Source organism: Hyphomicrobium sp. CS1BSMeth3 (assembly GCF_900117415.1).
Taxonomy (GTDB): Bacteria; Pseudomonadota; Alphaproteobacteria; order Rhizobiales; family Hyphomicrobiaceae.
In genome coordinates, this window is the sequence record NZ_FPEI01000005.1 from 820,060 (window position 1) to 833,815 (window position 13,756).

General features: G+C 65.7%; 11 protein-coding genes. 5 read left to right on the forward strand and 6 right to left on the reverse strand.

Annotated features, from left to right (window positions below; translation table 11 throughout):
- The first annotated feature begins 79 nt into the window (after positions 1–79).
- The 4 genes from CS1BSM3_RS13005 to CS1BSM3_RS13020 all read left to right on the forward strand — a co-directional run bounded on the left by CS1BSM3_RS13005 (position 80) and on the right by CS1BSM3_RS13020 (position 5,142).
- The gene (locus CS1BSM3_RS13005) at positions 80–727 is read left to right on the forward strand and encodes a J domain-containing protein (protein WP_072387490.1); all 648 of its coding nucleotides are present in this window, start codon (positions 80–82) and stop codon (positions 725–727) included.
- Positions 728–826: 99 nt separating this feature from the next.
- Positions 827–1,819: a cobaltochelatase subunit CobS gene (gene cobS / locus CS1BSM3_RS13010; RefSeq protein WP_072387491.1), complete on the forward strand. Its 993-nt coding sequence runs from the start codon at positions 827–829 to the stop codon at positions 1,817–1,819.
- A gap of 238 nt (positions 1,820–2,057) precedes the next feature.
- Positions 2,058–3,947 (forward strand): cobaltochelatase subunit CobT, encoded by a 1,890-nt coding sequence (cobT, locus tag CS1BSM3_RS13015; RefSeq protein WP_072387492.1) that lies wholly within the window; start codon positions 2,058–2,060, stop codon positions 3,945–3,947.
- A 100-nt stretch (positions 3,948–4,047) separates the two neighbouring features.
- The gene (locus tag CS1BSM3_RS13020; RefSeq protein ID WP_072387493.1) at positions 4,048–5,142 is read left to right on the forward strand and encodes an esterase-like activity of phytase family protein; all 1,095 of its coding nucleotides are present in this window, start codon (positions 4,048–4,050) and stop codon (positions 5,140–5,142) included.
- Positions 5,143–5,147: 5 nt separating this feature from the next.
- On the opposite strand, the gene hemN is transcribed toward CS1BSM3_RS13020, so the two are convergent.
- The 5 genes from hemN to CS1BSM3_RS13045 all read right to left on the reverse strand — a co-directional run bounded on the left by hemN (position 5,148) and on the right by CS1BSM3_RS13045 (position 11,689).
- Positions 5,148–6,509 carry an oxygen-independent coproporphyrinogen III oxidase gene (gene hemN / locus CS1BSM3_RS13025; protein WP_072387494.1) on the reverse strand — a complete coding sequence of 454 codons (1,362 nt, stop codon included), beginning with the start codon at positions 6,507–6,509 and terminating at the stop codon, positions 5,148–5,150.
- A 69-nt stretch (positions 6,510–6,578) separates the two neighbouring features.
- Complete coding sequence (locus CS1BSM3_RS13030; RefSeq protein WP_072387495.1) at positions 6,579–7,184, reverse strand: sarcosine oxidase subunit gamma; 606 nt, start codon at positions 7,182–7,184, stop codon at positions 6,579–6,581.
- A complete protein-coding gene (locus tag CS1BSM3_RS13035) occupies positions 7,177–10,155 on the reverse strand; it encodes a sarcosine oxidase subunit alpha family protein (protein ID WP_072387496.1) in 2,979 nt (992 codons plus the stop codon). Before CS1BSM3_RS13035 ends, CS1BSM3_RS13030 begins: the two co-directional genes overlap by 8 nt.
- A complete protein-coding gene (locus CS1BSM3_RS13040) occupies positions 10,152–10,427 on the reverse strand; it encodes a sarcosine oxidase subunit delta (protein ID WP_072387497.1) in 276 nt (91 codons plus the stop codon). Before CS1BSM3_RS13040 ends, CS1BSM3_RS13035 begins: the two co-directional genes overlap by 4 nt.
- 11 nt (positions 10,428–10,438) lie before the next feature.
- Positions 10,439–11,689: a sarcosine oxidase subunit beta family protein gene (locus CS1BSM3_RS13045; protein ID WP_072387498.1), complete on the reverse strand. Its 1,251-nt coding sequence runs from the start codon at positions 11,687–11,689 to the stop codon at positions 10,439–10,441.
- A 153-nt stretch (positions 11,690–11,842) separates the two neighbouring features.
- On the opposite strand from CS1BSM3_RS13045, the gene CS1BSM3_RS13050 reads away from it, so the two are divergent.
- The gene (locus CS1BSM3_RS13050) at positions 11,843–12,529 is read left to right on the forward strand and encodes a DUF2848 domain-containing protein (protein WP_083528555.1); all 687 of its coding nucleotides are present in this window, start codon (positions 11,843–11,845) and stop codon (positions 12,527–12,529) included.
- Positions 12,530–12,544: 15 nt separating this feature from the next.
- On the opposite strand, the gene CS1BSM3_RS13055 is transcribed toward CS1BSM3_RS13050, so the two are convergent.
- Positions 12,545–13,750 carry an alpha/beta hydrolase family protein gene (locus tag CS1BSM3_RS13055; RefSeq protein WP_072387499.1) on the reverse strand — a complete coding sequence of 402 codons (1,206 nt, stop codon included), beginning with the start codon at positions 13,748–13,750 and terminating at the stop codon, positions 12,545–12,547.
- Positions 13,751–13,756 lie beyond the last annotated feature (6 nt).

Sequence of the window (13,756 nt, forward strand, 5' to 3'; positions counted from 1 at the left end):
GCATCGCAGCAACGCTTCCCCGTGGTGTCCGGGTGACCGCTTGTGCGCTGCGGTCACGCTGGATCATAATGCGAACCGAATGAAGCTCGAATCGAAATACTTCGACCAGATCAGGGTCAGCCCGTCCGAGCCCCGCCAGGCCGAGGAGCATACCCCTGTTTGCCAGTGGAAGGGCTGCCAGGCGCCGGGCGAGCACAAGGCGCCGATGGGACGAGGCCGCGAGAACGAGTATTATCGCTTCTGTCTCGACCACGTGCGGCAGTTCAACGCCTCATACAACTACTTCGCGGGCATGAGCGACGCCGAGGTTGAGGACTTCCGCAAGGGGGCCGTCACCGGCCATCGGCCGACATGGAAACTCGGCGCCGATAAGGGGGGTACGGACAACCTCTCCGAGGCCAATGTCGGCAACGCCAGGGCCCGCCGGTACGCCCAATTCGCCCGTCATGGCACGCAGGATCCTCATCACGTACTGGATGACAGCGATGCCGTAACGCATGGCACGGGGCGCCAAACCCCCCGCCGGGCGCTGAAGCCACTCGAGCGCAAAGCCTTCGAGACACTGCATTTGGCCGAAACGGCGCTGGGCCCGGAGATCAAGTCGCGGTTCAAGGAGCTCGTAAAACGGCACCATCCTGACGCCAATGGGGGGGACCGCGGCGCCGAAGACAAGTTGCGCGAGATCATTCAAGCCTATAATTACCTGAAACAGGCTGGTCTCGTTTGACCGGCCGATCAGCCAAACTCGATCGTCCCCCAGACATCAGCGATCCGTCGCGGGACAGCACGTGGGGGCGATTCCATGGACCTGCGGAACAGCACAGCTATGCGCGCTTCAGCTAACGCCGGTATGCCCGGCCTTCCGGACAAGACCGTCTCGGTCCGCGAGACGTTCGGCATCGATTCCGACATGGAGGTGCCGGCCTACTCGAAAGCTGACTCGCATGTACCGGACCTCGATCCCGACTACCTGTTCAACCGGGAAGTGACGCTCGCGATCCTCGCCGGCTTCAAGCACAACCGCCGCGTGATGATCCAGGGCTATCACGGCACCGGCAAGTCGACCCACATCGAGCAGGTCGCCGCGCGACTCAACTGGCCGTGCGTGCGCGTCAACCTCGACAGCCACGTCTCGCGTATCGACCTCATCGGCAAGGACGCGATCGTTCTGAAGGACGGCAAGCAGGTCACCGAGTTCCGCGAGGGCATCCTGCCCTGGGCGCTGCAGAACAATGTCGCGCTCGTTTTCGACGAGTACGACGCCGGCCGCCCGGACGTCATGTTCGTGATCCAGCGCATCCTCGAGGTCTCGGGCAAGCTGACGCTGCTCGACCAGTCGAAGGTCATCCGGCCGCATCCCGCGTTCCGTCTCTTCTCGACGACGAACACGATCGGCCTCGGCGATACCTCGGGCCTCTATCACGGCACGCAGCAGATCAACCAGGGCCAGATGGACCGCTGGTCGATTGTCGCCACGCTCAACTACCTGCCGCACGACGACGAGGTCGGTATCGTCCTCTCGAAGGCCAAGGCCTATCAGAAGACCGAGGCTAAGAAGAAGACGGTCAACAACATGGTGCGGGTCGCGGATCTCACGCGGCAGGCTTTCATCAACGGCGATCTCTCGACGGTGATGAGCCCGCGTACCGTGCTGACGTGGGCCGAGAACGCCGAGATCTTCGGCAATATCGGCTTCGCGTTCCGCATGACGTTCCTCAACAAGTGCGATGAGCTCGAGCGGCCGCTGGTCGCGGAGTTCTTCCAGCGCTGCTTCGGCGAGGAACTCCCTGAGAGCGCAGCCAACGTCGCGCTGAGCTGAGGCGCGGATAAATCCACGGCAACGCCCGCCGGATCGGACGGGTCCCGGGCGGTGCCGCGCGATGGAGCTAGTGTGATGATCGAGAAATTCGCCAGCTCTTGCCGCGCTGTGTCGAGCGAATTTCTCGATCTGAATCACACTAGCAAGTCTACAAATCTAGTGTCCCCTTTGATTCCGAAGTTCGCTCGGGACGCTAGCATCGGGGGCAGGCGAACTTCGGAATCGGGACACTAGCCGCGTGGCTACTCCTCCAAAGAAGAAAGAAGCCCCGACCGAGCCCTTCAAGCGGGTGCTCGGTCTTGCCGCGCGCGCCATCGCCGGCGACGACGAGATGCAGGTCACCTACGCGCCGGGCAAGCCCGAGCTCGACGGCAAGGCCATGCAGCTCCCCGAGCCGTCGCGCGCTCCTTCGAAGAAGGAAATCGCGGTCATCCGTGGCTGGGCCGACAGCCTCGCGCTGACGGCCGCCATGCACGACGAAAAGTTGCACAAGCGCCTCGTGCCGGGGGCGGGTCCTGCGCGCTCCGTCTTCGAGGCTGTCGAGCGCGCCCGCGTCGAGGCCATCGGCTGCAATCGTATGCAGGGCATGGCGTCGAACCTCACCGCGAAGGTCGAGGACCAGTACGCCCACGGCCGCTTTGCCCACGTGACCGAGCGCGCCGAGGCGCCGATCGAGGACGCCCTCTCGCTCATCGTGCGCGAGCGCCTCACCGGACTGAAGCCACCGGCCTCTGCGCAGGCTCTGGTCGATATCTGGCGCCCCTGGATCGAGGAGCGCGCTGCCACGACGCTCGAGCGCATGGGCGACGCGGCAACCAGCCAGTCCAAGTTCGGCCGGTTGATGCGCGACATGCTGCGCGATCTCGAGCTCTCCGAGGAACTTGCCGACGGCGAGAAGGAGGAGGGCGAGAGCGACGACGAGCAGCAGCCCGACGGTGGCGAATCCGAGTCGCAGGACAGCGACGAGGGAGCCGAGGCCGACGAGCAGCCGAACGACGAGCAGCAGGCTGAGGGCGAGGAAGGCGAGACCACCGAGGCCTCCGACGCCGGCGAGACCGAGGACTTCGACCTCGACGCCGAAGGCGATGAGAGCGCGGAGACCAACGAGCCCTGGCGTCCGAACACCAACGTTCTCGATGACCCGGAGCGCTTCGGCTACAAGGTCTTCAACAAGACCTTCGATGAAGAAATCGACGCGGCGGAACTTTCCACTCCCGACGAGCTCGAGCGCCTGCGCGCGTTCCTCGACAAGGAGCTGCGCAATCTCTCCAGTGCCGTCTCCCGGCTCGCCAACAAGCTGCAGCGCAAGTTGCTCGCGCAGCAGAATCGTGCCTGGGACTTCGACCTTGAGGAAGGCCTTCTCGACACCGCGCGCCTGACCCGCGTCGTCATCGACCCCATGCACGCGCTTTCCTTCAAGCACGAGCGCGACACCGACTTCCGCGACACGGTCGTGACGCTGCTGATCGACAACTCGGGCTCCATGCGCGGGCGGCCGATCATGGTCGCGGCCTGTTGCGCCGACATTCTCGCGCGTACGCTCGAGCGTTGCGGCGTCAAGGTCGAGATCCTCGGCTTCACGACACGGGCCTGGAAGGGCGGACAGTCGCGCGAGGCCTGGCTCGCCGCCGGCAAGCCGGCCGCGCCGGGCCGCCTCAATGATCTGCGCCACATCGTCTACAAGCGCGCCGACGCACCCTGGCGGCGTTCGAAGCAGTCGCTGGCGCTGATGATGCGCGAGGGTCTGCTCAAGGAGAACATCGACGGCGAGGCACTGGCCTGGGCGCACAACCGCCTGCTGGGGCGGACCGAGCATCGTCGTATTCTGATGATGATTTCCGACGGTGCGCCGGTCGATGATTCGACGCTGTCGGTGAATACGGGCTGCTATCTCGAACGCCACCTTCGCCAGGTGATCGAGGAGATCGAGACCCGCTCGCCTGTCGAGTTGATCGCCATCGGCATCGGTCACGACGTGACGCGCTACTATCGTCGCGCGGTGACCATCACCGACCCGACCGAGCTCGCCGGCGCCATGACGGACAAGCTCGTCGAGCTGTTCGAGGAAACGACCGGTCCGGCGCGTGGCGACGGGCGCAGTCGCCCCGCTGCAGCAGGCCGTAGGTAATCTCCACTCAGGTGGTGTAGGATAATTCCGGCGCCGGCATCAGAATGCCGGCGCCTTTCTTATGTATGCTGTGCTCGAATTCGCTCAACGGGATCGACCTATGCATCTCGCGCCACTTCGCCCACACACCTTTCGCGCCGTGTGCCTCGCTGCCGTGCTTGCCGCCGGTATGCTCACGGGCCTTTCGATGCCGGTCACGGCTCAGAAAAAGGCAATCTCAGCAACCGAGAAGATTTCCGCGCTCGAAATTTCGGCGCGGCGGCTAGACAGCTTCCAACGCGGTCTCGCCGGCACGAAGAAGTTCGGACGCCTCGAATTCCGCGGCGGTCTCGTTCTGACATCGTCCGACGAAAGGTTCGGGGGGATCTCGGGCCTGATCATCGCGCCTGACGGACGGCGCTTTCTCGCCATAACGGATCAGGGCCACTGGCTTTCGGCCGAGATCGCCTACGCGGGCGCGGCGCCGAGCGGCATCGAGAAGGCGCGGATGGGCCCCATTCTCGCGCTCAACGGCCGGCCGCTCACGCGCAAGCGCGATGCCGACGCGGAAGAGATCGCGCTACTTTCCGGCACGCTCAAGAACGGCGTTGCTCTGGTCGCTTTCGAGCGCAATCATCGCCTCGTGCGCCATCCAGTCATCGACGGAGCGCTTGGCCGGCCGACCGGCGTTGTCACGCTGCCGCCCGACGCACGCCGCATGAAAAGCAATAGCGGCCTCGAAGCCGTTACGGTTCTGCGTGGCGGTCCCAACCGCGGTGCGATCCTGGCGCTCGCCGAGGATTTCCGCGACGCCAATGATCATCACACGGGCTGGCTGCTCGGCAAAGGTGCGCCTCAGCGCCTGGCGATCAAGGACATCGGCGGCTTCGCGCTGACCGGCGCTGCGGCGCTGGATGACGGATCGGTATTGATCCTCGAGCGCCGCTTCCGCATGACGGAAGGCGTCAAAATGCGCCTGCGCCACGTACCAACGGACGAGCTGAAGCCTGGCCGTGTCATCGAGGGCGAAACGCTGATCCAGTCGGACATGAGCTACGAGATCGACAACATGGAGGCGATCGCCGTTCACACCGCGCCTGGCGGCGAGACGGTCATCACGCTCATGTCGGACGACAACTTCAACCCGCTCCTTCAGCGCAACCTGCTGCTGCAGTTCACGCTGCATCGGTCCGGCGCCAAGTCCTCGTCGCAGTAGCGGGATCACACCGCGCGTGCGTGGCGCGATGGCGCCATGCCATGCCCATCGAACGGGGCCGCGGCGAGCCGCAGGAACGGCCGCCCGTCTTCAGTGATGCGCACCGCACGCCGATCACGCTCTACCATGCCGTAGGCAGCAAGCTCATCGAGTTTCGCGAGATCCTCGTCGAAGAAGCTGGGGTCGGCGCCGTGCGTGTGCGCAAGCTCGGCGAGATCGACGGAGCCCTGGCACATGAGTTGCGCGATGGCGTCGCCCCTGAGCTTGTCCTCCGGCGAGAGGGCATAGCCTCTGACCGTTGCGAGCCGGCCGGCGTCGATGGCGCGATAGTAGGCGCCAAAGTCGGGTGCATTCTGCACGAAGCCCTGCGGCAGACGGCCGATCGCCGAAGCTCCGAGCCCGATGAGCGCGTCCGCCTCGTCGTCCGTGTAGCCCTGGAAGTTTCGATGGAGGCGCCCTTCCCGCGCCGCCGTTGCAAGCGGATCGTCAGCACGGGCGAAGTGATCGAGGCCGATGGCTTCATAGCCCGCCGTGGTGAAGGCATCGAAGGCAGCACGCGCCTGCGCGAGGCGCGCCTCGGCGCCCGGAAGCGCGCTCTCCGCGATCAGCCTTTGATGCGTCTTGAACCAGGGAACGTGCGCATAGCCGAACAGAGCAATGCGGCTCGGCGCCAGCGTCAGCGCGCGCGCGATCGACCGCTCCAGATCATGCTCGCTCTGCTCGGGCAGGCCATACATCAGGTCCATGTTGATGGCCGCTATGCCGGCCTCGCGCAGCGCATCGACGGTGCGCGCCACCATCTCAAACGGCTGAATACGGCCGATCGCGCGTTGCACATGCGGATTGAGATCCTGGACGCCGAGGCTAGCACGCGTGACACCCATGCCGGCGAGACCACGCGCGATGGCATTGTCGACATGGCGCGGGTCGAGCTCGACGGCGTGTTCCGAAACATGTGTGAGATCGAAGCGGCGCGCCAGACGCGCGACCACCTCGGCCATGCTCTCGACGCCAAGCATTGTCGGCGTGCCGCCGCCCCAATGCAGTCGGCGCACGACGCGGGCCGGTGTCAGATCGGCGATGAGATCGATTTCGGCCAACAGACGCGCGAGGTAACTGTCGATCGGCTCGCGACGGCGTACGACCTTCGTATGGCAGCCGCAGTAGCTGCACATCTCGGCGCAGAAGGGGACGTGAAGATAGAGAGACAGGGCCGCGTCGGAGGGGAGTGCGGCCAACCAGTCGGCATAGGTTGCAGCGCCGATCTCGGGCTTGAAGTGCAGCGCGGTCGGATAGGATGTGTAACGCGGCACGGCCCGCTCGGCGAGTGCCAGATCAGTCCAGGTGCTGCGCGCGTTCGAGGCCATTCGGCTCTGTCTCTGCTTCCGTTCTCGGGAAACGGAACGATGCCGAGCCAATCGACGCCTTGATGCAGGTCAAGCGACCGCGATGCCGTACTCCGCGGCGGAGGCGACGAGCCACGACCACAGGCTCTCGGCCGTGCTGCGCGCGGAAATGATCTCGAATGTCGGCGCCTCGTCGATCAGCGCGATCTGCAAGCCGATGTAGGACGTGCTTGTCTGCGCGGCATCGCCGACTTTGAAGGCAATGGCATCGAGATCGATCGATATGCCTTTCGCCAGCGCGTCGCGTGCGCGCGAGCCGGTGATCTCGAGGACCACGCGCCCGTCGCCTTGGTCCGTTGCGGCAGCGAGCCCATTGAGGTCATTGCGCAGGGTATCAAGCAGAGCTGCCGCGTCGGAACCGCGGCATAGGGCGAGCCATTGGCCGGGCGCTGTGCCGGTGACGGAGAGGGTTCCGTTGCCAGCTCGCTTCGAAGCATCAACAACCGGGATGCCCGCGTGACGCGAGAGCACTGCGGCGACGTCGGTCACGCGTCCGCGCCGTGCGATGATGCTCATGGCCGCGAAGTCCGTGACCTCGTGGATGCGCACGCCGGGATCGCCTGTCTGGGCGCCGAGAGCACCAGGCACGGCGACGCCGGCCAGCGCAGAGCGGTTCATAATCTTTCGATCAGCCATGGAGGCGTTCTCCCTTGGGATCGTAGAATATCGGATCGCACACCTCGGCCTCGACGTCGGTGCCGCGCAGCAGATCGACGAGCCGCACGCGCGTGCCGTGCTTCGAAGCGCCGCCTGCAATCAGCCCAAGGCCGATCCAGCGCTCGAGCGTCGGCGAGAAAGCGACCGACGTCACGTAGCCGAGATCGTTCGCCGTTGTTGCGGCCGCACCGATCGGGATCAAGTGTGCGCCGGCGCGGATGCGCACGGTCCAGTCCAACGATTTCAAGCCGACGAGGCCCCAGCGATCGGGCATGACGAGCGCAGGTCGCTCGGCAAGCACGCGGCCGATGTAATCCTTCTTTTTGGACATCATCTTGCCGAGGCCGAGATCGCGCGCCGTCGTCTGGCCGTTGATCTCGTTGCCGGCGACATGCCCTTTCTCGATGCGCATGATGCCCATGGCTTCGAGCCCATAGGGCTGAATGCCGAGATCCGCACCGGCCTTCATGATCGCTGTCGCTACAGCCGAGCCGACACCGGCCGGCACCGCCAGCTCATAGGCCAGCTCGCCCGAGTAGGAGATGCGAAAGAGACGCGCGCGCGTGCCGCCAAGGATCGTCACCTCGCGGGTCGTCAGATAGGGGAATGCGGCATCGGAAATATCGTGCTGGCGGTCCACGATGCGTGCGAACGTCTCGCGAGATTTCGGGCCGGCGATCGCCATCTGCGCCCATTGCTCGGAGATGCTTGCCATCTGCACGTCGAGGTTGGGCCAGAGACACTGGTGGCAGAATTCCAGATGCCGCATGATCCCGACAGCGTTCGCCGTCGTCGTGGTCATGATGAAATGATCGGGCGCGAGGCGCGAGGTCGTGCCGTCGTCCATGACGAAGCCGTCCTCGCGCAGCATCACGCCGTAGCGCGCGCGACCGGCCTGCAGCGTCGAGAACGTGTTGCAATAGACGCGATCGAGCAGCGTTGCAGCATCCGGCCCTTGGATGTCGATCTTGCCGAGCGTGGAAACATCCGTGAGGCCGACAGCCGAGCGCACGGCACGCACCTCACGCGCAGCACTTTCGAGCCAGTCCTTCTCGCCGGGTCGCGGGAACCATGAGGCACGCAGCCACGCGCCCGATTCAATGAAGACCGCGCCTTGCTCTTTCGCCCATGCGTGCAGCGGCGAAAGCCGCGTCGGGCGAAAATCCTTGCCGCGGTGGTGGCCGGCAAGCGCGCCGATCGCGACGGGCGTGTACGGCGGGCGATTGAGCGTCGTGCCGACGGAGGCGATCGGCTGCGCACGCTCGGAGGCGAGAATCGCGAGACCATTGATGTTCGACGTCTTGCCCTGGTCCGTCGCCATGCCGAGGGTCGTGTAGCGCTTGAGCAGCTCGACGCCGCGATAGCCCTCGCGGTTGGCGAGCCCCACGTCCTTGGCCGTCACGTCATTCTGGAAATCGATGAAGGCAGGGCCGCGCCCACCGGCGACATGCCACAGCGCACGGATGGCAGCCGGCTCGTCGTCGGCCTTCGGCAGTGGCGCTGGAGTTGCGTTGCGCCCGAGATCGCTCAGGACGCGCGCACCGGCATCGCGGCCGCTCGCGAGGCTTGCAGCGAGCGTCATCATGCCGTTAGCAGCGCCGATCACGCTCATGCCGGGCGGTAGCGTGCCCGGCACGAAGGCGGCCAGGGCCTCGTTCCACGCTGGCCTGCCGCCGAGATGGCTCGTCAAATGCGTGATCGGCGACCAGCCGCCAGATACGGCGAGTACATCACACGAAATGTTGGTGATGCGCCCGGAAGCCTCGCACACCTCGATGGCTTGCAGGCCGCGTGAACCGAAGGCACGCATGACTTGCGCACCGCGCAGGATGCGCGTCCCGTTCGCGGTGAGGTTCCTGCCAAGTGCTGGCGAAGCGTCCTCGCGACTGTCGATCACGGCCTCGATGCTGATGCCGGCAGCAGCAGCATCGATGGCCGTCCGCCAGCCATCATCGCAGCAGGTGAACACTGCAAGTCGCTGTCCGGGCGTTGCGGCGAAGCGATTGACGTAGCTGCGCACCGCGCCGCCCAGCATGATGCCGGGGCGGTCGTTGTTGGCAAACACGAGCGGCCGCTCGAGCGCGCCAGAGGCGAGTATTGCGCGCCTGGCATAGATCCGCCACGTGCGCTGGCGCGGCGCAAACGGTGGCGGCACGGCGACATGATCGTTCACGCGCTCGATTGCGCCGTACGTACCGCCATCATAGACGCCGAAGACGGTCGTACGCCGCATGAGGCGGACGTTCGACATCGATGCGAGCTCGGCTGCTGCTATTGCGGCCCACGCGCTGCCGGGCGCGCTGTCGATTTCATGACGCTCGGCGTTGAGCCGCCCGCCCGGCACGAAATCTTCATCCGCCAGAATGACGCGCGCGCCGCTGCGTGCAACCGTCAGCGCCGCCATCAGACCGGCAGGCCCGCCGCCGATCACCAGCACATCGCAATGCGCGTGCGCCTTCTCGTAGTGATCAGGATCTTCGGCGTCTGCGCTCCGCCCGAGGCCTGCAGCGCGGCGAATGAGCGGCTCGTACACCTTTTCCCAGAAGGCTGCGGGCCACATGAAGGTCTTGTAGTAGAAGCCCGCAGAGAGAAAGCTGCCGGCGAGACCGTTCAGCGCCAGCACGTCGAAGCCGAGGCTTGGCCAGCGGTTCTGGCTTTGCGCCTCGAGACCGTCGAACAGCTCGACGGTCGTCGCGCGTGTGTTGGGCTCGCGCCGTGCGCCAGCTCTCAGCTCGACAAGTGCATTCGGTTCCTCGCTGCCGGCCGAGAGAATGCCGCGCGGACGGTGATACTTGAATGATCGACCGACGAGGCGGACGCCATTGGCGACCAGAGCTGATGCCAGTGTATCGCCGGCAAAGCCGGACATGGTGCGGCCGTCGAAGCGGAAGCGGATTGGCCGCGCGCGATCGATCTGACCGCCGGAAGGCAGACGCATGGCGATGCTCATGCTGCCTCTCCGTCGCCGCGTGTGCTGGCCAACGCGACATCCGCGATGATGTGCGTGCGCGTGTCGCGCGTCACGACCAGCCAGCGCCGGCAGCCGGCTGAGTGATACCAGAGCTCGCGATGCTGCCCGGCCGGGTTCGTGCGCAGGTAGGCATAGTCGTAGAACGCGGCCGCATCGTCGCCGCTCGGGCGAGCCATCAGCGCATCGGCGTCGCCGAGCACGGTGAACTCGTCATTCGATCGCTCGCCGCAATACGGGCACCGGATGCGCATGTTCGTTTGCCTTAGTGCAGATTGGGCTGGGCGCCGGCGCCCTTCTCGTCGATGAGGCGACCGCTCGCGAAGCGGTCGAGGCGGAAGCCTGCGTTGAGCTCGTGCGGGGCATCGCGCGCGATCGTATGCGCGAAGCACCAGCCCGAGGCGGGCGTCGCCTTGAAGCCGCCGTAGCACCAGCCGCAATTGAGGTAGAGGCCGTCGATCGGCGTCTTGTCGATGATGGGCGAGCCATCCATGGACATGTCCATGACGCCGCCCCAGTGGCGCAGCATCCGCAGACGCCCGATGGCCGGCCAGAGCGCCATGCCCGCTTCGTGCACATCCTCGATGATGTAGAGGTTGCCGCGCTGGGCATACGAATTGTAGCCGTCGATATCACCGCCGTAGACGAGGCCGCCCTTGTCCGACTGGCTGATGTAGAAATGCCCGGCGCCGAAGGTGATGACCTGATCGATGGCCGGCTTGATGCCTTCGCTGACGAACGCCTGAAGCACATGGCTCTCGATCGGCAGCCTGAGACCCGCCATGGCGGCGACGCGCGAGGAATTTCCCGCGCAGGCAAGGCCGATCTTGCCGGCACGAATGAAGCCGCGTGTCGTCTCCACGCCGACCGCGCGCCCTGTTTCAACGCGTATGCCCGTCACCTCGGTATTCTGGAGAATGTCGACGCCGCGACTGTCGGCGCCGCGCGCAAAGCCCCAGGCGACGGCGTCATGGCGCACTGTGCCGCCGCGTCGCTGCAGGAGGCCGCCCTGAATGGGAAAGCGCGCGTTGTTGAAGTCGAGGAACGGCGCCATCGAGCGCACGCCATCTGCGTCGAGCAGCTCCGCATCGACGCCGGCAAGCCGCATGGCATTGCCGCGCCGCACGTAGGCATCGCGCTGGGCATCCGAGTGGTAGAGATTGAGGACGCCGCGCTGACTCACCATCGCATTGTAGTTGAAGTCCTGCTCCAGGCCCTCCCAGAGCTTCATCGACCACTCGTAGAAGTGCGTGTTGTCGGGGAGCAGGTAGTTCGAGCGGATGATCGTCGTGTTGCGGCCGACATTGCCGGAGCCGATGTAGCCCTTCTCGACGACGGCGACGTTCGTCAGGCCATGCTCCTTGGCGAGGTAGTAGGCCGTTGCCAGTCCGTGCCCCCCGCCCCCGACGATCACGGCGTCGTAGTGCGCCTTGGGCTCCGGTTCGCGCCAGGCGGGCGTCCAGCCCTTGCCGCCGCGCAGGCCCTCCCTCAAAACGGCGAAGATCGAGTACTTCATGTCTGCTCCCGGCTGGCCGAGCTGCGTGCAGGCGCCTCGCGGTCTTAGAGCGAGATCGCCGCCGAGGGAAGCGGTGCCTCCTGCATATCAGGGCTTGATCATTAGGCACCGGCGCCCGATCCTCGCGCTTTCAGAGATCCGGGGAGCACCTCCATGCCTGTCCTGACATTCGAGCGGCGATCGGGCGTCGCCCGCGACCGTGTGAGCTTCACGGCGAACGAACTCGTCGTCGCGGGCTGGACTGGAACGGACGAGAAGGGCCTGCTGCACCATATCGAGGAGCTGGCGGTACTCGGCGTGCCGCGGCCATCGTCGGTGCCGGTCTTCTATCGAAATGCCGTCTCGAACGTGATGCAGGTCGACCGTCTCCAAGTGCTGGGGCCTGACACCTCGGGCGAGGTCGAGCCGGTGGTGCTCGCGATGGATGACGGGCTCTGGCTGACGGTCGGCTCGGATCATACGGACCGCAAAGCCGAAGCCATGGGCATCGCGCTTTCGAAGCAGCTCTGCGCCAAGGTTATCGGGACCGTCGCCTGGCGGCTCGACGACGTCGCCGGGCGCTGGGAAAGCTTGATCGTGCGCGCCCACGCAACGATCGACGGCAAGCGGGTTCTTTATCAGGAGGGTACGCTCAAAAGCCTCCGCCATCCGTCCGATCTGATCGCGCGCTATGCCGGCGGCAAGCCACTCTCCGTGGGGACGGTGATGATGGGCGGCACCATGTCGGCGATCGGCGGGATCAGGCCCGCCTCGCGCTTCGAGATGGAGCTCGAAGACCCGACGACGGGCGAGCGCATAACGCACGCCTATGACATCGAAGCGCTGCCGGTCGTTACGTAATTCGCCGCGCCGCCCTCAGCAGGATCGGCGGCACTGGCGCTCGACCTGCTCGATGGGCGAGAAATCGCAGGAGTCATATTGGAAACGGCCCCAGTTGCGCTCGGTGGTGCTGCCCTTGCGCGTCGTCGTGGTGACCGTTTCGCCGCCCGCCTTGGCCTGCCGCAATGGCGGCCGCCGCCGCATGTCGCAGAGGATGCGCTTCGCGCCCTCGACCTCGCTGACCACGCGGGGCGCGCACGCACAGCTCTCGTGCGAGCTTCGGCGCTGGTTCTGGGCACAGCACAGCACCGTCCGGCCCATGGCGAAGGCCATGCCGCCGATCGCGTGCTGGCGCAGCGCCAGGTCCATCTCGTCCACGTTCTCTCGCCGACGGACGCGGATCCATTCGGCGCCATAGATCTGATGGTTGCTGCCCCATCCGAACAGCGTTGCCGGCGCACAGAGCGTATGGGTCAAGGGATCGCGATCCTCGCGGATGTCCACGACTTGGCTTTCCATGTAGGGCTCGGTGAAGCGGATCCGGTTGGTGACGCACGAGGTGTTGAAGACCACGGCCGTCGTGCAGGGGAAGCCGCGCGCGACGTGCACGGCGAGGCCGCCGCCGAGCGAATGGCCGGTGACGTGGAAACGCACGACCCGCCCTTCAGCCCGCGCGAAGGCCTGCTTGCGGATGTCCGCGAAGGCCTCGCGAGCCAGACGGTAGCGATCCCAGGGGTTGAACCACTGCGTAACCCAGGACGCATTCGCGAGTGCGTCAGCCGGCGTCGGCAGGACCTTCCACCAGCCCTCGCCGCCGATTTGCTCGGTGCCGCGGAAGGCGACGAGCACATGATCCTCGTTGTTGACCGTCCGTGAAAAGACGATGTAGCCGAGCCCGTTCTGGCTGAGGACCGGCTCGCCGACAACTTTCCAGCTCGGCTCGAACTTTACGAGATCGCCGCTCTGCCGGCCGCTGCCGCCATAGGCATTGAGGCTCGCGATCGCGTATGGGAGGAAGGTCGCCGAGATGTGCTCCTTGTTCTCGCAGCCATCGGGATCGTCGCACCCAGCCTCGGGGCCGCTGGTGGGAGCGGCGCGCAAATCCGGCAGGGCCGGCGCCCGGCACACGGCCGGCGCGGTGTTCTCCGCGGTGATGCCGAGCGAGGTCCGTGTGACAGGACCGCCATGCCAGGCGGCCAGTGCGACCAGCGGCATAATCAGAAACATGAAAAAACGTCGCATCGGATG

Bases quoted from the DNA above. Each gene is read 5' to 3' on its own strand.
- CS1BSM3_RS13020 (WP_072387493.1), top strand. From the start codon at position 4,048: ATGCATCTCGCGCCACTTCGCCCACACACCTTTCGCGCCGTGTGCCTC.
- hemN (WP_072387494.1), bottom strand. From the start codon at position 6,509: ATGGCCTCGAACGCGCGCAGCACCTGGACTGATCTGGCACTCGCCGAG.
- CS1BSM3_RS13055 (WP_072387499.1), bottom strand. From the start codon at position 13,750: ATGCGACGTTTTTTCATGTTTCTGATTATGCCGCTGGTCGCACTGGCC.
- CS1BSM3_RS13040 (WP_072387497.1), bottom strand. From the start codon at position 10,427: ATGCGCATCCGGTGCCCGTATTGCGGCGAGCGATCGAATGACGAGTTC.
- cobS (WP_072387491.1), top strand. From the start codon at position 827: ATGCGCGCTTCAGCTAACGCCGGTATGCCCGGCCTTCCGGACAAGACC.
- CS1BSM3_RS13030 (WP_072387495.1), bottom strand. From the start codon at position 7,184: ATGGCTGATCGAAAGATTATGAACCGCTCTGCGCTGGCCGGCGTCGCC.
- CS1BSM3_RS13035 (WP_072387496.1), bottom strand. From the start codon at position 10,155: ATGAGCATCGCCATGCGTCTGCCTTCCGGCGGTCAGATCGATCGCGCG.
- CS1BSM3_RS13045 (WP_072387498.1), bottom strand. From the start codon at position 11,689: ATGAAGTACTCGATCTTCGCCGTTTTGAGGGAGGGCCTGCGCGGCGGC.
- CS1BSM3_RS13005 (WP_072387490.1), top strand. From the start codon at position 80: ATGAAGCTCGAATCGAAATACTTCGACCAGATCAGGGTCAGCCCGTCC.
- CS1BSM3_RS13050 (WP_083528555.1), top strand. From the start codon at position 11,843: ATGCCTGTCCTGACATTCGAGCGGCGATCGGGCGTCGCCCGCGACCGT.